The 15,356-nt window shown below is 59.4% G+C and carries 14 protein-coding genes; 6 read left to right on the top strand and 8 right to left on the bottom strand.

Features of this window, described 5'->3' with window-relative positions:
* Positions 1–193 precede the first annotated feature (193 nt).
* Positions 194–721: a component of SufBCD complex gene (locus PUT78_RS03630; RefSeq protein WP_274350747.1), complete on the bottom strand. Its 528-nt coding sequence runs from the start codon at positions 719–721 to the stop codon at positions 194–196.
* A gap of 242 nt (positions 722–963) precedes the next feature.
* Here PUT78_RS03630 and gap (PUT78_RS03625) point away from each other — a divergent pair, with 242 nt between their 5' ends.
* Both gap (PUT78_RS03625) and gap (PUT78_RS03620) read left to right on the top strand, forming a co-directional pair.
* On the top strand, positions 964–1,968 hold the full coding sequence (gap, locus tag PUT78_RS03625) for a type I glyceraldehyde-3-phosphate dehydrogenase (RefSeq protein ID WP_274350746.1): 1,005 nt from the start codon (positions 964–966) through the stop codon (positions 1,966–1,968).
* A gap of 345 nt (positions 1,969–2,313) precedes the next feature.
* Positions 2,314–3,315, top strand: a complete 1,002-nt coding sequence (gene gap, locus PUT78_RS03620; protein ID WP_274350745.1) for a type I glyceraldehyde-3-phosphate dehydrogenase — start codon at positions 2,314–2,316, stop codon at positions 3,313–3,315.
* Positions 3,316–3,557: 242 nt separating this feature from the next.
* On the opposite strand, the gene PUT78_RS03615 is transcribed toward gap (PUT78_RS03620), so the two are convergent.
* On the bottom strand, positions 3,558–4,757 hold the full coding sequence (locus PUT78_RS03615) for a hypothetical protein (protein WP_274350744.1): 1,200 nt from the start codon (positions 4,755–4,757) through the stop codon (positions 3,558–3,560).
* Positions 4,758–4,971: 214 nt separating this feature from the next.
* On the opposite strand from PUT78_RS03615, the gene PUT78_RS03610 reads away from it, so the two are divergent.
* A complete protein-coding gene (locus PUT78_RS03610) occupies positions 4,972–5,136 on the top strand; it encodes a hypothetical protein (RefSeq protein ID WP_274350742.1) in 165 nt (54 codons plus the stop codon).
* Between the two features lie 17 nt (positions 5,137–5,153).
* On the opposite strand, the gene coaD is transcribed toward PUT78_RS03610, so the two are convergent.
* From coaD to PUT78_RS03595, 3 genes are all read right to left on the bottom strand, one after another.
* Positions 5,154–5,648, bottom strand: coding sequence for a pantetheine-phosphate adenylyltransferase (coaD, locus tag PUT78_RS03605; RefSeq protein ID WP_274350741.1), 495 nt, complete (start codon positions 5,646–5,648; stop codon positions 5,154–5,156).
* A gap of 80 nt (positions 5,649–5,728) precedes the next feature.
* Positions 5,729–6,163, bottom strand: a complete 435-nt coding sequence (locus PUT78_RS03600; protein WP_274350740.1) for a CBS domain-containing protein — start codon at positions 6,161–6,163, stop codon at positions 5,729–5,731.
* A 241-nt stretch (positions 6,164–6,404) separates the two neighbouring features.
* Positions 6,405–7,598, bottom strand: coding sequence for a deoxyguanosinetriphosphate triphosphohydrolase (locus PUT78_RS03595; RefSeq protein WP_274350739.1), 1,194 nt, complete (start codon positions 7,596–7,598; stop codon positions 6,405–6,407).
* Positions 7,599–7,687: 89 nt separating this feature from the next.
* Here PUT78_RS03595 and PUT78_RS03590 point away from each other — a divergent pair, with 89 nt between their 5' ends.
* From PUT78_RS03590 to PUT78_RS03580, 3 genes are all read left to right on the top strand, one after another.
* Positions 7,688–8,020, top strand: coding sequence for a HesB/IscA family protein (locus PUT78_RS03590; RefSeq protein ID WP_274350738.1), 333 nt, complete (start codon positions 7,688–7,690; stop codon positions 8,018–8,020).
* A gap of 131 nt (positions 8,021–8,151) precedes the next feature.
* Positions 8,152–8,769, top strand: a complete 618-nt coding sequence (locus tag PUT78_RS03585; RefSeq protein WP_274350737.1) for a class I SAM-dependent methyltransferase — start codon at positions 8,152–8,154, stop codon at positions 8,767–8,769.
* A 160-nt stretch (positions 8,770–8,929) separates the two neighbouring features.
* Positions 8,930–10,717 carry an ABC transporter transmembrane domain-containing protein gene (locus PUT78_RS03580; protein WP_274350736.1) on the top strand — a complete coding sequence of 596 codons (1,788 nt, stop codon included), beginning with the start codon at positions 8,930–8,932 and terminating at the stop codon, positions 10,715–10,717.
* Positions 10,718–10,808: 91 nt separating this feature from the next.
* Here the strand turns inward: PUT78_RS03580 and PUT78_RS03575 are convergent, their stop codons facing one another.
* The 3 genes from PUT78_RS03575 to PUT78_RS03565 all read right to left on the bottom strand — a co-directional run bounded on the left by PUT78_RS03575 (position 10,809) and on the right by PUT78_RS03565 (position 15,347).
* On the bottom strand, positions 10,809–12,092 hold the full coding sequence (locus PUT78_RS03575; protein ID WP_274350735.1) for a DUF3422 family protein: 1,284 nt from the start codon (positions 12,090–12,092) through the stop codon (positions 10,809–10,811).
* 164 nt (positions 12,093–12,256) lie between these two features.
* Complete coding sequence (locus PUT78_RS03570; protein ID WP_274350734.1) at positions 12,257–13,759, bottom strand: NAD(P)(+) transhydrogenase (Re/Si-specific) subunit beta; 1,503 nt, start codon at positions 13,757–13,759, stop codon at positions 12,257–12,259.
* A 19-nt stretch (positions 13,760–13,778) separates the two neighbouring features.
* Positions 13,779–15,347 carry a Re/Si-specific NAD(P)(+) transhydrogenase subunit alpha gene (locus tag PUT78_RS03565; RefSeq protein ID WP_274350733.1) on the bottom strand — a complete coding sequence of 523 codons (1,569 nt, stop codon included), beginning with the start codon at positions 15,345–15,347 and terminating at the stop codon, positions 13,779–13,781.
* Positions 15,348–15,356 lie beyond the last annotated feature (9 nt).

Below are 15,356 nucleotides of genomic sequence, written 5' to 3'. Positions count from 1 at the left end.
GTTCGCATGGTGTTGCGCGACATGCCCCTGAAACATGCCGATGACCGGCGGCACAACAAGGGCCGGAAAATTCCGGACCATGGGTCATGTCACCGGCCTGCGGCCTTTGTGCCGCGCTGTCTGGGAATTCCCCGAAGGTTGTTTCAAGCCAGCCCGCCGCACTCAAGGCGCTTCACGCTGATCACACCCGCCTTCAGACGGACAGGACCGATGCGCTCATGACCCGCAACATGCCCCAGATTGCCGTCAGGAATATGATGACAACCCCCAGCAACTGCACCCAGAGCCGGTGGCGCAGCAACGCGCGCAGCAAGCGGTCAGCGGCCAGCCTTTCGCGTTCTACACGAAAGGCAAGCCGCAGCGCCATCAGCCGTATGATGGTCAGCGGCAGCAGCAGCAGAAACAATGCCTGCGCCAGTTCCAGCCCGTAGCCGAACGCCAGAACAAAGATCAGCGACATGGTTGCCGTCACAAATCCCAGCATCCAGTGCCCGACATTGCGCACCATGCTCAGCATGCGACGGACATGGATTTCGACCAGCACCTGCACATCTTCCAGCGTCTGCCCGCCTTTCTTGCGGGCCTGCACGATCATGTCATAGGACACGCCAAGCACATTATGAGTCACAGTCGACCAGAACAGCGCCACAACAATCCAGAACCAGACAGAGGAGAAGGACCGCATATCGATGAGGCTTAGGATGTTATCAAGAAGGGCCAAATCGCTGTGCTCCTGCATGGGCGGGTCGTGCTGCGCGCGGGCATACCCGCCCTACTTCTTGCAACGGCAGGGGGCGCGGCGCAAGGGGCGGGCACCGGCACATAACGCCTATTTGCGCAGCGGCGTTAGCCCTATCAGGGCAAGATTGCGCTAACGTGCTCGTTCTGAACAGCTTTTGACCCTTTTTCCGCCGTGATGCGCTGGCTATACCCCCCATGACGGCACAGCGCGGAGAATGGGACATGACAATCACCATCGGGATCAACGGATTCGGGCGCATCGGGCGCTGCACCCTTGCACATATCGCGGAAAGTGCCCGCAATGACGTGGAAGTGGTCAGAATCAACGCCACCGGCCCGATTGAAACCAACGCACATCTGCTGAAATACGATTCCGTCCATGGGCGCTTTCCCGGCACCATTCGCGTTGACGGGGATATGCTGGATCTGGGGCGCGGACCAATCAAGGTGATGTCCACCTATAACCCAGACGAACTGGACTGGGACGGCGTTGACGTCGTGCTGGAATGCACTGGCAAATTCAATGACCGCGACAAGGCGGCTGTCCATCTGGGGCGGGGTGCATCGCGCGTGCTGGTATCGGCCCCGGCCAAAAATGCTGATGCAACCATTGTTTACGGCGTCAACCATCGCAGCCTGCGCGCGGACCAGCTTGTTGTGTCCAACGGGTCCTGCACGACCAATTGTCTGGCGCCGCTGGCCAAGGTGCTGAATGATGCAATCGGCATTGAATCCGGTATCATGACAACTGTGCACAGCTATACGGGCGACCAGCCCACGCTGGACCGCCGCCACACGGATCTGTACCGCGCGCGTGCCGCAGCAATGGCCATGATCCCCACGTCAACCGGCGCGGCCAAGGCCCTGGGCGAGGTACTGCCGGAACTGGCGGGCAAACTGGACGGCACCGCCCTGCGCGTGCCCACCCCCAATGTCAGCGCGGTCGACCTGACATTCTATGCCGGGCGTGATGTCACTGTCGCGGAAGTGAATGCCATCATGCGCGAGGCCGCGAATGGCCCCATGGGGGCTGTGCTGGCCTATGATCCCGAACCGAAAGTATCCATCGATTTCAACCATACGCCGCATTCCTCGGTCTTTGCGCCTGACCAGACCAAGGTTGTGGGGGGGCGCATGGTGCGGGTGCTGGCATGGTATGACAATGAATGGGGTTTTTCATGCCGCATGGCCGATGTCGCCGCCGCGATGGGCCGGCTGATCCACTGACGACACGCCATGTCCGGACGCACAAAGGCCCGCCCCATAAGGCGGGCCTTTTTCATGGGGTGACGCGGGCTGTCACATTATCGGCGTGCAGGCCCGTAATCGACAGGCTGTGGGCCAGCTGTGCCTTTGGTAATTTCCAACGCCCGCTATAGCCCCGGAATTGACCAGCCCCTGCGGTTATGCTTGTTATGATCCTGCGCCCAGGGTTGTAACCATCTGCAGAAACGGCCCCGATCCTGGCCACAGGCGCATGTTTTCCAGCATGCCGCTTGATTTTCGGGTCCGGTTCATGTTAGCGCAATCACAGAATTTCAAACCACGCTTCAAACATGGGGAATAAGGCTGATGACCACACGTCTTGCCATTAACGGGTTTGGCCGTATCGGGCGGCTGGTGCTGCGCGCCCTGGTCGAGCAGAACCGCGATGATCTGGAAATCGTTGCCATCAACGACCTTGGCCCGGTTGAAAACAGCGCGCATCTGCTGCGCTTCGATTCCGTGCATGGCCGGTTCCCGACGACAGTGACGGTGGACGGCGATTGCATCGATGTCGGGCGCGGTCCGATCAAGGTAACCGCCGAACGCGACCCGGCGAACCTGCCGTGGGATGATATCGACATCGTGCTGGAATGCACCGGGATTTTCACCGATGCCGACAAGGCCAAGGTGCATCTGGGCCGCGCGGGCAAGGTTCTGGTCTCCGCCCCGTCAGGTGGCGCGGACAAGACGATTGTGTTTGGCGTCAACCATGACCAGCTGACCGCTGCGGACCGCATTGTGTCCAACGGGTCCTGCACCACCAACTGCCTTAGCCCTGTGGTCAAGGTTCTGAATGATACTGTCGGCATTTCGCGTGGCTTCATGACCACCATCCACAGCTATACGGGCGATCAGCCCACGCTGGACACGATGCACAAGGACATGTACCGCGCCCGCGCCGCTGCGATGAGCATGATCCCCACATCGACAGGGGCCGCGCGCGCCGTTGGTCTGGTGCTGCCGGAACTGAACGGCAAGCTTGATGGTGTGGCCATCCGCGTGCCCACGCCCAATGTCTCGGTTGTGGACCTGACATTCGAGGCCGCGCGCGATGTCACGGTCGAAGAAATCAACGCCGCCATGGTGGCCGCCGCGTCCGATGGCCCGCTGAAGGGTATCCTGGGCGTGACCGACCAGCCCAATGTCAGCATGGATTTCAACCATGACCCGCGGTCATCCATTTTCCATCTGGACCAGACCAAGGTTCTGGAAGGGCGTATGGTGCGGGTGCTGAGCTGGTATGACAACGAATGGGGCTTTTCAAACCGCATGCTCGACACCGCCGCCGCCATGGCACGCGCAGGCTGAGCACACGCCCGAGAGACAGCCGGAAGCCGCACCTTCGGGTGCGGCTTTTTGCGTGGGGTTGGGGGGCGGGTATTGACGAATGGCAGGAAAGCGGGACGAAGCGGCCATTCGTGACTATGCTGCATTCATGGGCAGATGCATCCTACCCATCGTTGTAGTCATTGTGCCTGGTCGCCCCAGTCTCGATCCTGAATTGGACGGAGGAAGCCACTCCGAACAGCAATGATCGCTTTCATGGGGAACTATCCGTAAAACGCAAGCTGATCGATTGTCAGGAGCGACTGGAGTGCGCGCGTCATCGTATATTGCTCGCTCCGCGCCAGACCATGGCCCACGGCATGTCGAGACAGGGTTTCGATGGGCTCTCCGCGATCAAAGCTCGCATAGGTATAGTCTCTCAAATATCGAGCAAATGCGGACGGAAAGAGAAGAGTGTCTTTTTCACCTTCTCGATTGCTTGATGACTCAACCACGAACTTAAGCATATCGGGAATTTTTCTCGTGTGCTTGCCTGTCCCACGATAATAGGCCTCCGCCATAATTCCTTCGATCTCTGTAAGCGCGTTTTTGATGACTGAAACCGGATCTTTCGCCTTAAACGCATTGACGGCAGAGCGCATAATTGCTTCCTTCTCTCGGAAGTGAGCCCTTTGCATCCACCGCTCAAACATACGTTCAATTCGGGCATCATCAAATTTTGAGAGCAGCGTAGCTTCTGCCTGTTCTAAGGATAGCTGGGCATCCAGCATACCAGTCAGCATCTGAAACTCGCCGGACATGAGTTCCAAAAATGGAAACCAGCCGGCGGACACAATCTTTTCGAAGAGGGGGGTATTTGCGACCGCTGCGTATAGGTCGGCATATTTCATATGGCGAAGAAGCGCGCCCATTGTCCGCTGTGCCGCCAACAAATCCATGTCGCCATTGCTTCGGTCCAAGTCGAAGTATAACGCGAACCGCCAACCCTCGCGCAGTATCAGCAGTATTCGGTCTTGGGGCGCAATTTCCACGAGTGGGAATTCGACAGCAAGAACGTCGGCGACATCACTCTCGAATAAGACAGTCCCACCCGGCATCGCGCCGGGACGCTTGAGGCGCTGGTGAACGACCATAGCGGCCTTGTCCACCCACAGCTCCGCTGATGCGTCCGGCTTTATAACGAGAAGAACGGTGGATGCTCGCTCAATTGATACGCCTACGCCGGACGCCTGCGCGAAGCCTTGGATAGCCCGGGACATACCGCCGATAATCTTGTAGAACATCGCATCGTCAGAGGTGAGTGCCATTTTGGTGTAGACGCTTACTTGCCCACCAGGCTGTGATGCAGTTGCCGATACTCCCACGAGTTGCACATCTTGGAGCCGAATGGGTTCACCAAGGTTTCCAGCGAGCACCCCCGGCCGCGGCTTTCGGTCTTCTGCTTCACTGGCGTCCGTGGTCATGGCGATCCCTTTGATTGGCTCGTTCTTTTGGCACCAGAGCACTTTTCAAATGCCTTTGTGAAGGCCATAGGCAATGACGGCAATGGGCTCTTCCCGCCCCCCCCACATATGCACCAAGCGCAAGCCGGGCTTGCAGCGGGGGCGGGTTGTTCTGCGCCGCAGCATGCCCCATCTTCAGGTCAAGACGTAACCATGACCCTGAAAGGAGCATATCATGACCACACTTCTCACCCGCATCCAGTCCCGCCTGCGCCAACGCGCGGCCTATGCCCGCACAGTCAGCGAAATCCGCGCCATGCCGCTGGATGTTGCCATTGATCTGGACATCTACAAACCCGATGCCCGCAAGATTGCTGCAAAGGCTGTTTACGGGCAATAATTCCCCGTCGGACGCCATCAACGCGGATATTTCACCCCCAGGGCCCCGGCAATGGCAGGGGACACGAAATTCGACACATCGCCACCCAGCCGCGCGATTTCCTTGACCAGTTTGGACGCAATCGCCTGATGGCGGGCCTCCGCCATCAGGAACACGGTTTCAATGCTGGCATCCATCGCGCGGTTCATACCGACCATCTGGAATTCATACTCGAAATCCGTCACAGCACGCAGGCCACGAATGATGATCTGCGCGCCCACATCACGTGCGCAATCAATCAGCAGGTTCTCGAACGGGTGGGCCACAATCTCCACCCCGGTGCGCGCACTCAGCGTCTGAACCTCGGCCTCGATCATGGCGACACGTTCTTCCAGTGTGAATAACGGGCCCTTGTCGCGGTTGATTGCGACACCAATCACCAGCCGGTCCACAAGCTGTGTTGCGCGGGTGATGATATCGATATGCCCCTTGGTCAAAGGGTCAAAAGTTCCAGGATAAAGACCGATCCGCATTGCGCGCCCCCTTCACATCTTCATGGGCACGCAACAATATTGCGCGGGGATATGCAACCCTTGAGGATGCGAAATCCACCCTAGTAGCCCATGATCATGCCTGTCAGGGCGTCTTTTTCCAGTTCCAGCTCCGACATGCGCGCCGCAACCACGTCACCAATGGAAATCAGACCAAGCATCTGATCCCCGTCCATCACCGGAATATGGCGGAACCGCTTCTGCGTCATGGTCTGCAATACCAGATCAGCACTGTCATCGGGGTTGCAGCCATAGACATTGCGCGTCATCACGTCATCCACCTTGTCGGACATGCAAACCGGGCCGCGCCGGCCCAGCTCGCGCACAATATCGCGTTCAGACAGGATACCCGACACTTTCTTGCCGTCGGGGGAAATGACCAGTGCACCAATGCGGTTTTCGCTCAGAACACGCACAGCTTCGGATATGGTCGTCCCCGGAACCACGGTCAGAACCGTCTGATTTTCCTTGTTTCTCAGAATCTGACTTACCAGCATGCGCAGGCCCTCCTCTAGGCTGAAGCAGAGATGCCGTATCACCCGCGGCCCTCTGTGGGAAAGAGTCCGACATTGCAGGGCCATCTGTCAAGCCACCAGTTTGGCGCAGTGCCGCAAAACCGCCGGTTGTGCACCAGAGGAGGCATGACGCATCCCCGGCAACAGCGGCGGAACCGGGCAACCGGCAGGTCTGCCCCGCCATGAGTGCCCCCTCGACGGGGGCCGAATGGCGTCCCCTTCGCTACAGATACCGCATCGGGCTGACATCCTCACCGCGTACCAGCCGCGCATGTTCCTGAATGGCAAAACGGTCGGTCATACCCGAAACATAATCCGCCACAATCCGCGCAAGCCCGGTTTCGGACTGCGCCGCCTCCACATCGCGGCGCCACTCAGCAGGCAGGTGCTGCGGCGCGTTCATGAATAACGGAAACAGATCGCGCACAATATCCGTGACCTGTGCGCGCATGGCAACAACCGAAGGTGCGCGATACATCCGTGTGAACAGGAACTGCCGGATCACCTTCAGTTCCCGGAACAGACGGTCGGAAAAGCGGATGATCGTCAGGTTCAGATCACGGATATCCTGCGCTGATTTCAGATCTGCCGGGCCAAGCCTTGTGCCTGCCACCAGCAGCACATCTTCCACCATGATACCGAACACGCGGCGCAGGGCTTCATGCCTGCGGCGCATCGGCTCCAGCCCGGGATAAAGCCTGTCCACCTCTGCGAATGCGGGGCCGGTGATGGGCAGGTCCATCAGGTCGCTTTCCGTAAACAGCCCGGACCGCAACCCGTCATGCAGATCATGGTGGTTATAGGCGATATCATCGGCAATCGCGGCCACCTGCGCTTCCGCGCTGGCATAGCCATGCAGTTCCAGATCAAACTGCGCATTACATTCCACCAGCGCATATGGCAGCTTGTCACCCTTCAGGGGCTGCCCCTGCGCATCCGCCACGGGGCCGTTATGTTTGGCAATCCCTTCCAGTGTTTCCCATGTCAGGTTCAGCCCGTCAAAATCCGCATAATGGCGTTCCAGCCGTGTCACAATGCGCAGCGCCTGCGCATTGTGGTCAAACCCGCCATAGGGGGCCATCAACTCGCATAAGGCGTCTTCGCCGGTATGGCCAAACGGCGGGTGGCCGAGATCATGGGCCAGCGCAATCGCTTCGGCCAGTTCGGTGTTCAGCCCCAGCGCACCGGCAAGGGTACGCGCGACCTGCGCCACCTCGATGGAATGCGTCAGGCGGGTGCGATAATAATCGCCTTCGTGTTCAATAAACACCTGCGTCTTGTGTTTCAGCCGCCGGAACGCGCTGGAATGGATAATCCGGTCCCGGTCGCGCTGAAAGGGAGAGCGGAAGGTACTCATCGCCTCTGTGAAGCGCCGCCCTCGCGACTGGTCCGGTTGTGTCGCATATGCTTTCAGCATCTGTTACTCCCATCACCTTGCCGGGCTTGCTGTCAATGTCTATATCAAAGTAAAGTCATCGGAAATATGACACTGACCAAAGGAAACCCATGTCCCTGACACTGCCCCCCCGCGTAAGCGACCGCGCCTTTGCCCGTCTGGCCGAAATCGCCGAAGACACAGGCGAGGTCAAGGCCCTGCGTGTTGCCGTCGATGGCGGCGGCTGTTCCGGGTTTCAGTATGACATCCGCTTTGATGACCCGGCCGAGGATGATCTGGTGCTTGAAAAGAACGGGCATAAAGTGCTGATTGACCCGGTATCGCTGCCGTTTCTGGAAAACGCCGTGGTCGATTTTTCCGAAGAACTGATTGGCGCGCGATTTGTCATCGACAACCCCAACGCATCATCCAGTTGCGGCTGCGGTATCAGCTTTTCGATGTGATACGCGGCTCCGGCCTGCCTTGCATCATAGCATAACACGAAGTTTAACCCTGCAAATGCCGACCAACGGTTGACCACGCGCCCCCACTCCCGCAAAGCTGTTAAACAGATGTAAACGCGTGGGAGGCATTGTTGAAACCTGAAGCCATTACTGCCAGCTATCGCCGGTGGGCGCCGATTTACGACATGACATTCGGGCGCATCACCAATACGGGCCGCAGACATGCCACAAGGGTTGCCAACAGCACCGGCGGCAAAGTGTTGGAAGTGGGCGTCGGAACCGGGCTTGCCCTGCCCTATTACGATCCGTCACTGGATGTGACAGGCATTGATTTTTCCGAAGCCATGCTGACCCGCGCCCGCGCAAAAGTCGCCGAAGAAAACCTGACCCATATCCGGGAACTGCGACAGATGGACGCGCGCAACCTCGACTTTCCCGATGCCAGTTTCGACACCATCGTTGCGATGCATCTGATCTCTGTCGTACCGGACCCCGAACAGGTGATGGCTGAAATGGCGCGTGTCTGCAAACCCGGCGGGCAGATCCTGCTGGTCAACCATTTCGCCCGCGAAGAAGGGTGGCTGGCATGGCTGGAACGCAAATTTGCCCCTTTTGCCGACCATCTGGGCTGGCATTCCAATTTCCCCAAGGACCGGGTGCTTGGCGAACAGGCCCTGCAACTCGTTGAAGAAAAATCCCTGACACGGTTGGGGGTCTTCACCTTCCTGCGCATGGAAAAAACCGCCTGAACGCGCAAAATCCGGCAGGTATCTGTTTCAGGGCGCTGGCCGGAACCGGCGGGTGCCCGGTGTTATTGCCGTGCGAAAGCGCGGACAGGCAGCTTGCGGGCTTGCCCCGCCCCCCTGTTCTGACCTACACCCATGCCCAACCAAAAAGGGCCGGAACACCATGAGCGACACCGCACAATCCAGCGACACGCGCGCCAAGTCCAGAAATCTTGGGGCGTTGCAGGGATTGTGGCCGTTCATGCGCCCCTATCGTGGCTTACTTGCGGCAGCAATGCTGGCGCTGGTGGCGACAGCAACCATCATGCTGATGCTGCCGCTGGCGGTGCGGCGCGTGGTGGACGGGTTCGAAGCGCGCGAAATGGAATTGCTGAACCAGTATTTCGGCGCGGCACTGGGGCTGGCGGTGCTGCTGGCCATGGGAACGGGGCTGCGGTATTATCTGGTCACACGGCTGGGGGAACGCATCGTCGCCGATATCCGCAAGGCGCTGTTTGCCCGTGTCATCGACCGCAGCCCGGCGTTTTACGAACGCATCATGACCGGCGAAGTTCTGTCGCGCCTGACCACCGACACCACGCTTATTCAGTCCGTGATCGGATCATCTGTGTCGATTGCGCTGCGCAATGCGCTGATGCTGCTGGGCGGGCTGGTACTGCTGGGGCTGACATCGGCCAAGCTGACGGGGTTTGTGCTGCTGATGGTGCCTGTCATCATTGTGCCGATTGTGGTGATGGGGCGCAAGCTGCGGCGGCTGAGCCGCGAAAATCAGGACTGGATCGCGGCCAGTTCGGGCAATGCCTCCGAAGCGCTGTTATCTGTGCAAACCGTGCAGGCCAACTCCCATGAAGCGGCGAGCCGCGCAGCATTCGACCGGGTCACCGAAATAAGTTTCGATGTGGCGCGCAGGCGCATCCTGACCCGCGCCGTGCTGACCGTCATCGTCATATTCCTGGTCTTCGCGGGCATTCTGGGCACGCTCTGGGTGGGCGCGCGCGATGTGTCTGCGGGCGTCATGACGCCGGGCGAGCTGGCGCAATTCGTGATTTATGCGGTTATTGTCGCGGGGTCCGTCGGGGCCTTGTCGGAAATCTGGTCCGAATTGCAGCGCGCAGCCGGTGCGACCGAACGGCTGGTCGAACTGCTGACCGCGACCGACAGCGTACAGGACCCCGCAGACCCCGCGCCCCTGCCCCGCCCGACCCGTGGCGAGGTACGCTTTGAAAACGTGATCTTCCACTACCCCACCCGCCCGGGCCAGCAGGCGCTGGAAAACGTGTCGCTGACCATTGCGGCAGGCGAAACCGTGGCCCTTGTCGGCCCATCAGGCGCCGGGAAAACCACAATCCTGCAACTTCTGTTGCGGTTTTACGACCCGATCAGCGGCCAGATCCGCATCGACGGTCAGGATTTGCGGGACATGGCGCGCAGTGATTTCCGGCAGGCGCTGGCGCTGGTGCCACAAGATCCCGTCATCTTTGCCACATCGGCGATGGACAATATCCGCTTCGGACGTCCCGGTGCGTCAGACAGCGAAGTGATCGCCGCCGCCAGGGCCGCCAATGCCGATGACTTCCTGAACCGTCTGCCACAGGGGTATATGACCGAACTCGGCGAACGCGGTGTCATGCTGTCAGGCGGCCAGAAACAGCGCGTGGCCATCGCCCGCGCCATCCTGCGCGACGCCCCCATCCTGCTGCTGGACGAAGCCACCAGCGCGCTGGACGCCGAATCCGAGGCCGCAGTGCAGCGCGCCGTGGATCACCTGTCGCGCGACCGCACCACAATCGTCATCGCGCACCGGCTGGCCACGGTCAAACAGGCTGACCGTATCATCGTCTTTGACGAAGGGCGCATCGCAGCCATCGGCACACATGATGAGCTGGTGGCACAGGACGGGCTTTATGCGCGGCTGGCACGGCTGCAATTCACTGCGGACCGCGCGGCCTGAACGCCACACTTCCCGCGCAGGTCAGCGCCTTTCCCCATTTTCATTCTGGTACAAATATCCAAAAACACCTATCGGGACGCACGCCGCTGCATTATTCGAACCTGCGCCGGATACCGCGTACCATCGCCCAGACCCCCAGCACCACCACCGGCACCAAAGCCGCCATTGTCACGGGTTTCGACAGACCAAGGGGTTCCGTCACCGGCAGCACCAGATAGGCCACCAGATTGACCGCGTAATAGCTGATGGCCACTACCGACAACCCTTCAACCGTGTGTTGCAGCCGCAATTGCAGATCGGCGCGGCGGTCCATGCTTTCCAGCAGGCGCTGGTTCTGCGCCGAACGTTCCACATCCACGCGCGAACGCAACAACTGCCCTGCGCGCATCGCCCGTTCGGCCAGCCGTGTCAGCCGCGCCTCTGTGGATTTGACAGTGCGCATGGCGGGATCATAGCGGCGGGTCATGAATTCCCGCAGGGACTGGCGCCCCTCGAAACGTTCTTCACGCAGCACGTCAATACGCTGATGCACCAGCGCTTCATATGCTTCTGTGGCCGCAAACCGAAATGCACTTTCGACCATCATGTTTTCCAGTTCGCCGGAAATGCGCAGCAGGGCTTCCAGCGTTTCTTCGGTCCGCGTTCCGGGGGTGTTCATCGCACGCGAAAGCTGGGTCAGCTGCTCATCCAGCAGACCCATTTGCGGCGACAGGTCGCGGGCACATAGCAGGCCCAGCATTGATATGGTCTTGTAGGTTTCAATCTCGCACAGGCGCTGCAGAATGCGCCCCACGCGCCGCCCGCCAGTGCCCGGCTTGATGAATACCGCCATGCGGACATGCCCGGCACGGTCAATGCGGAAATCACTGGCAATGACTGCGGACCCGTCCAGCACACTGGCCGCAGCCAGACTTTCGGGCACAAACCAGTCCCGCAGTTTCGTGATTATATCGGCGCGGTCCTCGGGCAGTTCTTCGATCTGGAACAGGATGGATGTCAGGCGTTCGCCCGGTGCCTGCGCCAGCCAGTCATCGGCAAACACATCAAAACTGCCGGGGTCAAAGGGGCGCTTGGGCTGGCCCTGTTCCACGGCAGTGTAGGTCACGAATTCGGTATGGCTTTCCCATTTCAGATGATAGCGACCGATATCCGCGGAATGATGCGTGGCATCCGGCGCAGGGTGGGCCGCCCCATAGCGGTTCACCAGCGCCAGAAGATGGTCGCGGTCCTTGTTGCGGTCGCGCTTATCGGCGCCATTTGCAGGTTTGATCGCCAGAAAGGCCGCAACCCCCGGCCCCGCGACCTTGGTTGCCGGGCGTGCATGCAGTTCATTGACAAGCGCATAGCGGTGCGGGTGATCTTCCAACGGGGGCATAGGCGGACCTTGGCAAAGCAGAATTTCATCAAGCATATGGTGCAATCATGCGAAAGAAAGCGCCGCTTCGGCACACTGTCGCACACTTGTATTTTCGCCACAGTACAACGGCAAAAGCCGCCCCGGAGGGGGGCGGCTTTCATTGTGCATGCACGAAGGAAGGGTCAGTCAATCATCGGCAGAAGCTGATCAACTGATGCTTTTGCGTCGCCATAGAACATCCGCGTGTTGTCTTTATAGAAAAGCGGGTTCTCGATGCCGGAATAGCCCGTTCCCTGCCCGCGCTTGGACACGAAAACCTGCTTGGCCTTCCAGACTTCCAGCACCGGCATGCCGGCAATGGGGCTGTTGGGGTCTTCCTGCGCGGCCGGGTTCACAATGTCATTGGAGCCAATGACGATCACCACATCCGTATCGGGGAAATCGTCATTTATTTCATCCATCTCCAGCACGATGTCATAGGGCACCCTGGCTTCTGCCAGCAACACGTTCATATGCCCCGGCAAACGCCCTGCGACAGGGTGAATGGCGAAACGCACATTCTTGCCGGCAGCGCGCAGCTTGCGTGTCAGTTCCGACACTGTTTGCTGTGCCTGTGCCACCGCCATGCCGTAACCCGGCACGATGATTACGCTGTCAGCTTCGTTAAGCGCTGCGGCCACGCCTCCGGCGTCAATCGCAACCTGCTCGCCCTCGACTTCCATTTGCGGACCGGACGCCCCGCCAAAGCCACCGAGGATAACACTGATGAAGCTGCGGTTCATCGCCTTGCACATGATGTAGCTCAGGATAGCCCCTGAACTGCCGACCAGAGCACCAACCACAATCAGCAGTTCATTGCCAAGGCTGAAGCCGATTGCCGCCGCCGCCCAGCCGGAATAGCTGTTGAGCATGGACACCACCACCGGCATGTCGGCCCCGCCAATTCCCATGATCAGATGGTAGCCGATGAACAGCGCCAGGGCGGTCAGCACAAGCAGCATGAAGATCGACGCGCCCGCGCTTTCGGCATAGGCCAGATACAGCCCGGCGAAGATGACTGACAGCACTGCCGCACCCGCGTTAAGCATGTGACCGCCGGGCAGTTGCCGGGCACTCGTGTCCACTTTGCCAGCCAGTTTACCATAGGCGATAATCGACCCGGTGAAGGTCACTGCCCCGATCCAGATGCCTATCATCAGTTCGATACGCAGGATCGTCACCTCAACAGCGGTTTTCTTGCCGATGATCATGGCGAAATTGGTCAGGCTTTGCCACAACTCGTATGCTGGCACGCTCATCAGGCCAACAGGTTGCGGGAAGGGCAGCCCACCTTCGGCAAACGCAGCCGCAACGCGACCGATTTCAAGATGCGCGTTGAAGCCCACCAGAACCGCCGCCAGACCCACCAACGAGTGCATGAACGCCACCAGTTCGGGCATCTGTGTCATCTTTACGCGGGTGGCAAGCTGCCAGCCGACGACGCCGCCGATCGCGATCAGCACCAAGGTCAGCCCCCACAAGCCGGAACCCGGACCGGCCATGGTCGCCAGAACGGCGATTGCCATGCCTGCGATACCATACCAGATTGCGCGTTTCGCACTTTCCTGCCCTGACAGACCGCCAAGCGACAGGACAAAGAGAACTGTCGCAACCGCATAGGCCGCAACTGTAAATCCAAAATCCATCTCTTAATTCCTCCTGCCGTCAGGATTTCTGGAACATGGCGAGCATGCGCCGTGTCACCATGAAACCACCAAAGATATTCACCGCAGCCATCAGCAGGGCCAGCGCCGCCAAAAGCGTGATCAGCATTGAGCTTGATCCGATCTGCAACAATGCGCCGACGATGATGATCGACGAAATAGCGTTGGTCACGGCCATCAGTGGTGTGTGCAGGCTGTGCGAAACTTTCCAGATGACCTGAAAGCCGACAAACACGGCCAGCACGAAAATAATGAAATTGCGCATGAAGGCTTCGGGTGCGACCAGTCCCACTGACAGCACCAGCGCAGACCCTACGGCCAGCAAAATCACCTGATTTCTGGTCTGCGCCTTGAACGCGGCCACCTCATTGGCGCGCTTTTCTTCCGGCGTCAGTTCCTTGACCTTTTCCTTTGGCTTGGCGGCAATCGCCTTCACCTTCGGTGGCGGTGGCGGGAAGGTGATGGCACCTTCATGCGTGACCGTCGCCCCGCGAATGACGTCATCTTCCATATTATGGTTGATGATCCCGTCCTTGGCCGGGGTCAGGTCATGCAGCATATGGCGGATATTGGTCGCATAAAGCGTGGAAGATTGTGTGGCCATGCGCGACGGGAAGTCGGTATAGCCAATGATGATGACACCGTTTTCGGTGACAAGGCGTTCATCAGGCACGGTCAGGTCACAATTGCCACCCTTTTCGGCGGCAAGATCGACGATGACGGAACCGGGTTTCATCATCTGAACCATGTCTTCGGTCCACAGCTTCGGCGCAGGGCGGCCCGGAATCAGCGCCGTCGTGATGACGATATCCACATCCGGGGCCAGTTCGCGGAATTTTTCCAGCTGCTTTTCGCGGAATTCAGGGCTGGACGGGGCCGCATAGCCGCCCGTTGCCGCGCCATCCTGGGTTTCCTCAAAATCAAGGAACACAAATTCAGCGCCCATGGATTCGATCTGTTCAGCCACTTCGGGGCGAACGTCAAAAGCCATGGTAATCGCGCCAAGGCTGGTTGATGTGCCGATAGCCGCCAGCCCTGCAACACCCGCGCCCACGATCAGCACGCGCGCCGGGGGCACCTTGCCTGCCGCTGTCACCTGCCCGGTGAAGAAACGGCCAAAGTTATTGCCCGCCTCGATCACAGCGCGGTAGCCTGCGATATTGGCCATGGATGACAGCGCATCCATTTTCTGCGCACGCGAAATCCGCGGCACCATATCCATGGCAATGGCCGTCGCGCCCTGATCCCGTGCTGCGGCCAGCATTTCCTCGTTCTGGGCGGGCCAGAAGAAGGAAATCAGGGTCTGGCCTTTTTTCAGGCGCTGGACTTCCTCCAGCTCAGGTTCGCGCACCTTGATGACGACATCCACGGCGTCAATCAGGGCGGCGGCGTCCTTGACGACCGTAACACCGGCATTTGCATAGGTTTCATCATTGAAGCCTGCAGCCACACCCGCACCGGATTGCACGAAACACTCATGCCCCAGTTTCTGGATCTGCGTTGCGCTGTCTGGTGTCAGCGCAACACGCGCCTCGCCCGGTTTGATTTCCTGTAAGGCCCCAATTTTCACGCGCCGTCC

Origin of the sequence: Roseinatronobacter alkalisoli, from assembly GCF_028745735.1 — a bacterium.
In the GTDB taxonomy this organism is placed as follows: Bacteria; Pseudomonadota; Alphaproteobacteria; order Rhodobacterales; family Rhodobacteraceae; genus Roseinatronobacter; species Roseinatronobacter alkalisoli.
This window is presented reverse-complemented; position numbering and strand designations above follow the sequence as displayed.

Coding starts and splice junctions, on each gene's coding strand:
- gap (WP_274350746.1), top strand. CDS start 964: ATGACAATCACCATCGGGATCAACGGATTCGGGCGCATCGGGCGCTGC.
- gap (WP_274350745.1), top strand. CDS start 2,314: ATGACCACACGTCTTGCCATTAACGGGTTTGGCCGTATCGGGCGGCTG.
- PUT78_RS03615 (WP_274350744.1), bottom strand. CDS start 4,757: ATGACCACGGACGCCAGTGAAGCAGAAGACCGAAAGCCGCGGCCGGGG.
- PUT78_RS03610 (WP_274350742.1), top strand. CDS start 4,972: ATGACCACACTTCTCACCCGCATCCAGTCCCGCCTGCGCCAACGCGCG.
- coaD (WP_274350741.1), bottom strand. CDS start 5,648: ATGCGGATCGGTCTTTATCCTGGAACTTTTGACCCTTTGACCAAGGGG.
- PUT78_RS03600 (WP_274350740.1), bottom strand. CDS start 6,163: ATGCTGGTAAGTCAGATTCTGAGAAACAAGGAAAATCAGACGGTTCTG.
- PUT78_RS03595 (WP_274350739.1), bottom strand. CDS start 7,598: ATGCTGAAAGCATATGCGACACAACCGGACCAGTCGCGAGGGCGGCGC.
- PUT78_RS03590 (WP_274350738.1), top strand. CDS start 7,688: ATGTCCCTGACACTGCCCCCCCGCGTAAGCGACCGCGCCTTTGCCCGT.
- PUT78_RS03580 (WP_274350736.1), top strand. CDS start 8,930: ATGAGCGACACCGCACAATCCAGCGACACGCGCGCCAAGTCCAGAAAT.
- PUT78_RS03575 (WP_274350735.1), bottom strand. CDS start 12,092: ATGCCCCCGTTGGAAGATCACCCGCACCGCTATGCGCTTGTCAATGAA.
- PUT78_RS03570 (WP_274350734.1), bottom strand. CDS start 13,759: ATGGATTTTGGATTTACAGTTGCGGCCTATGCGGTTGCGACAGTTCTC.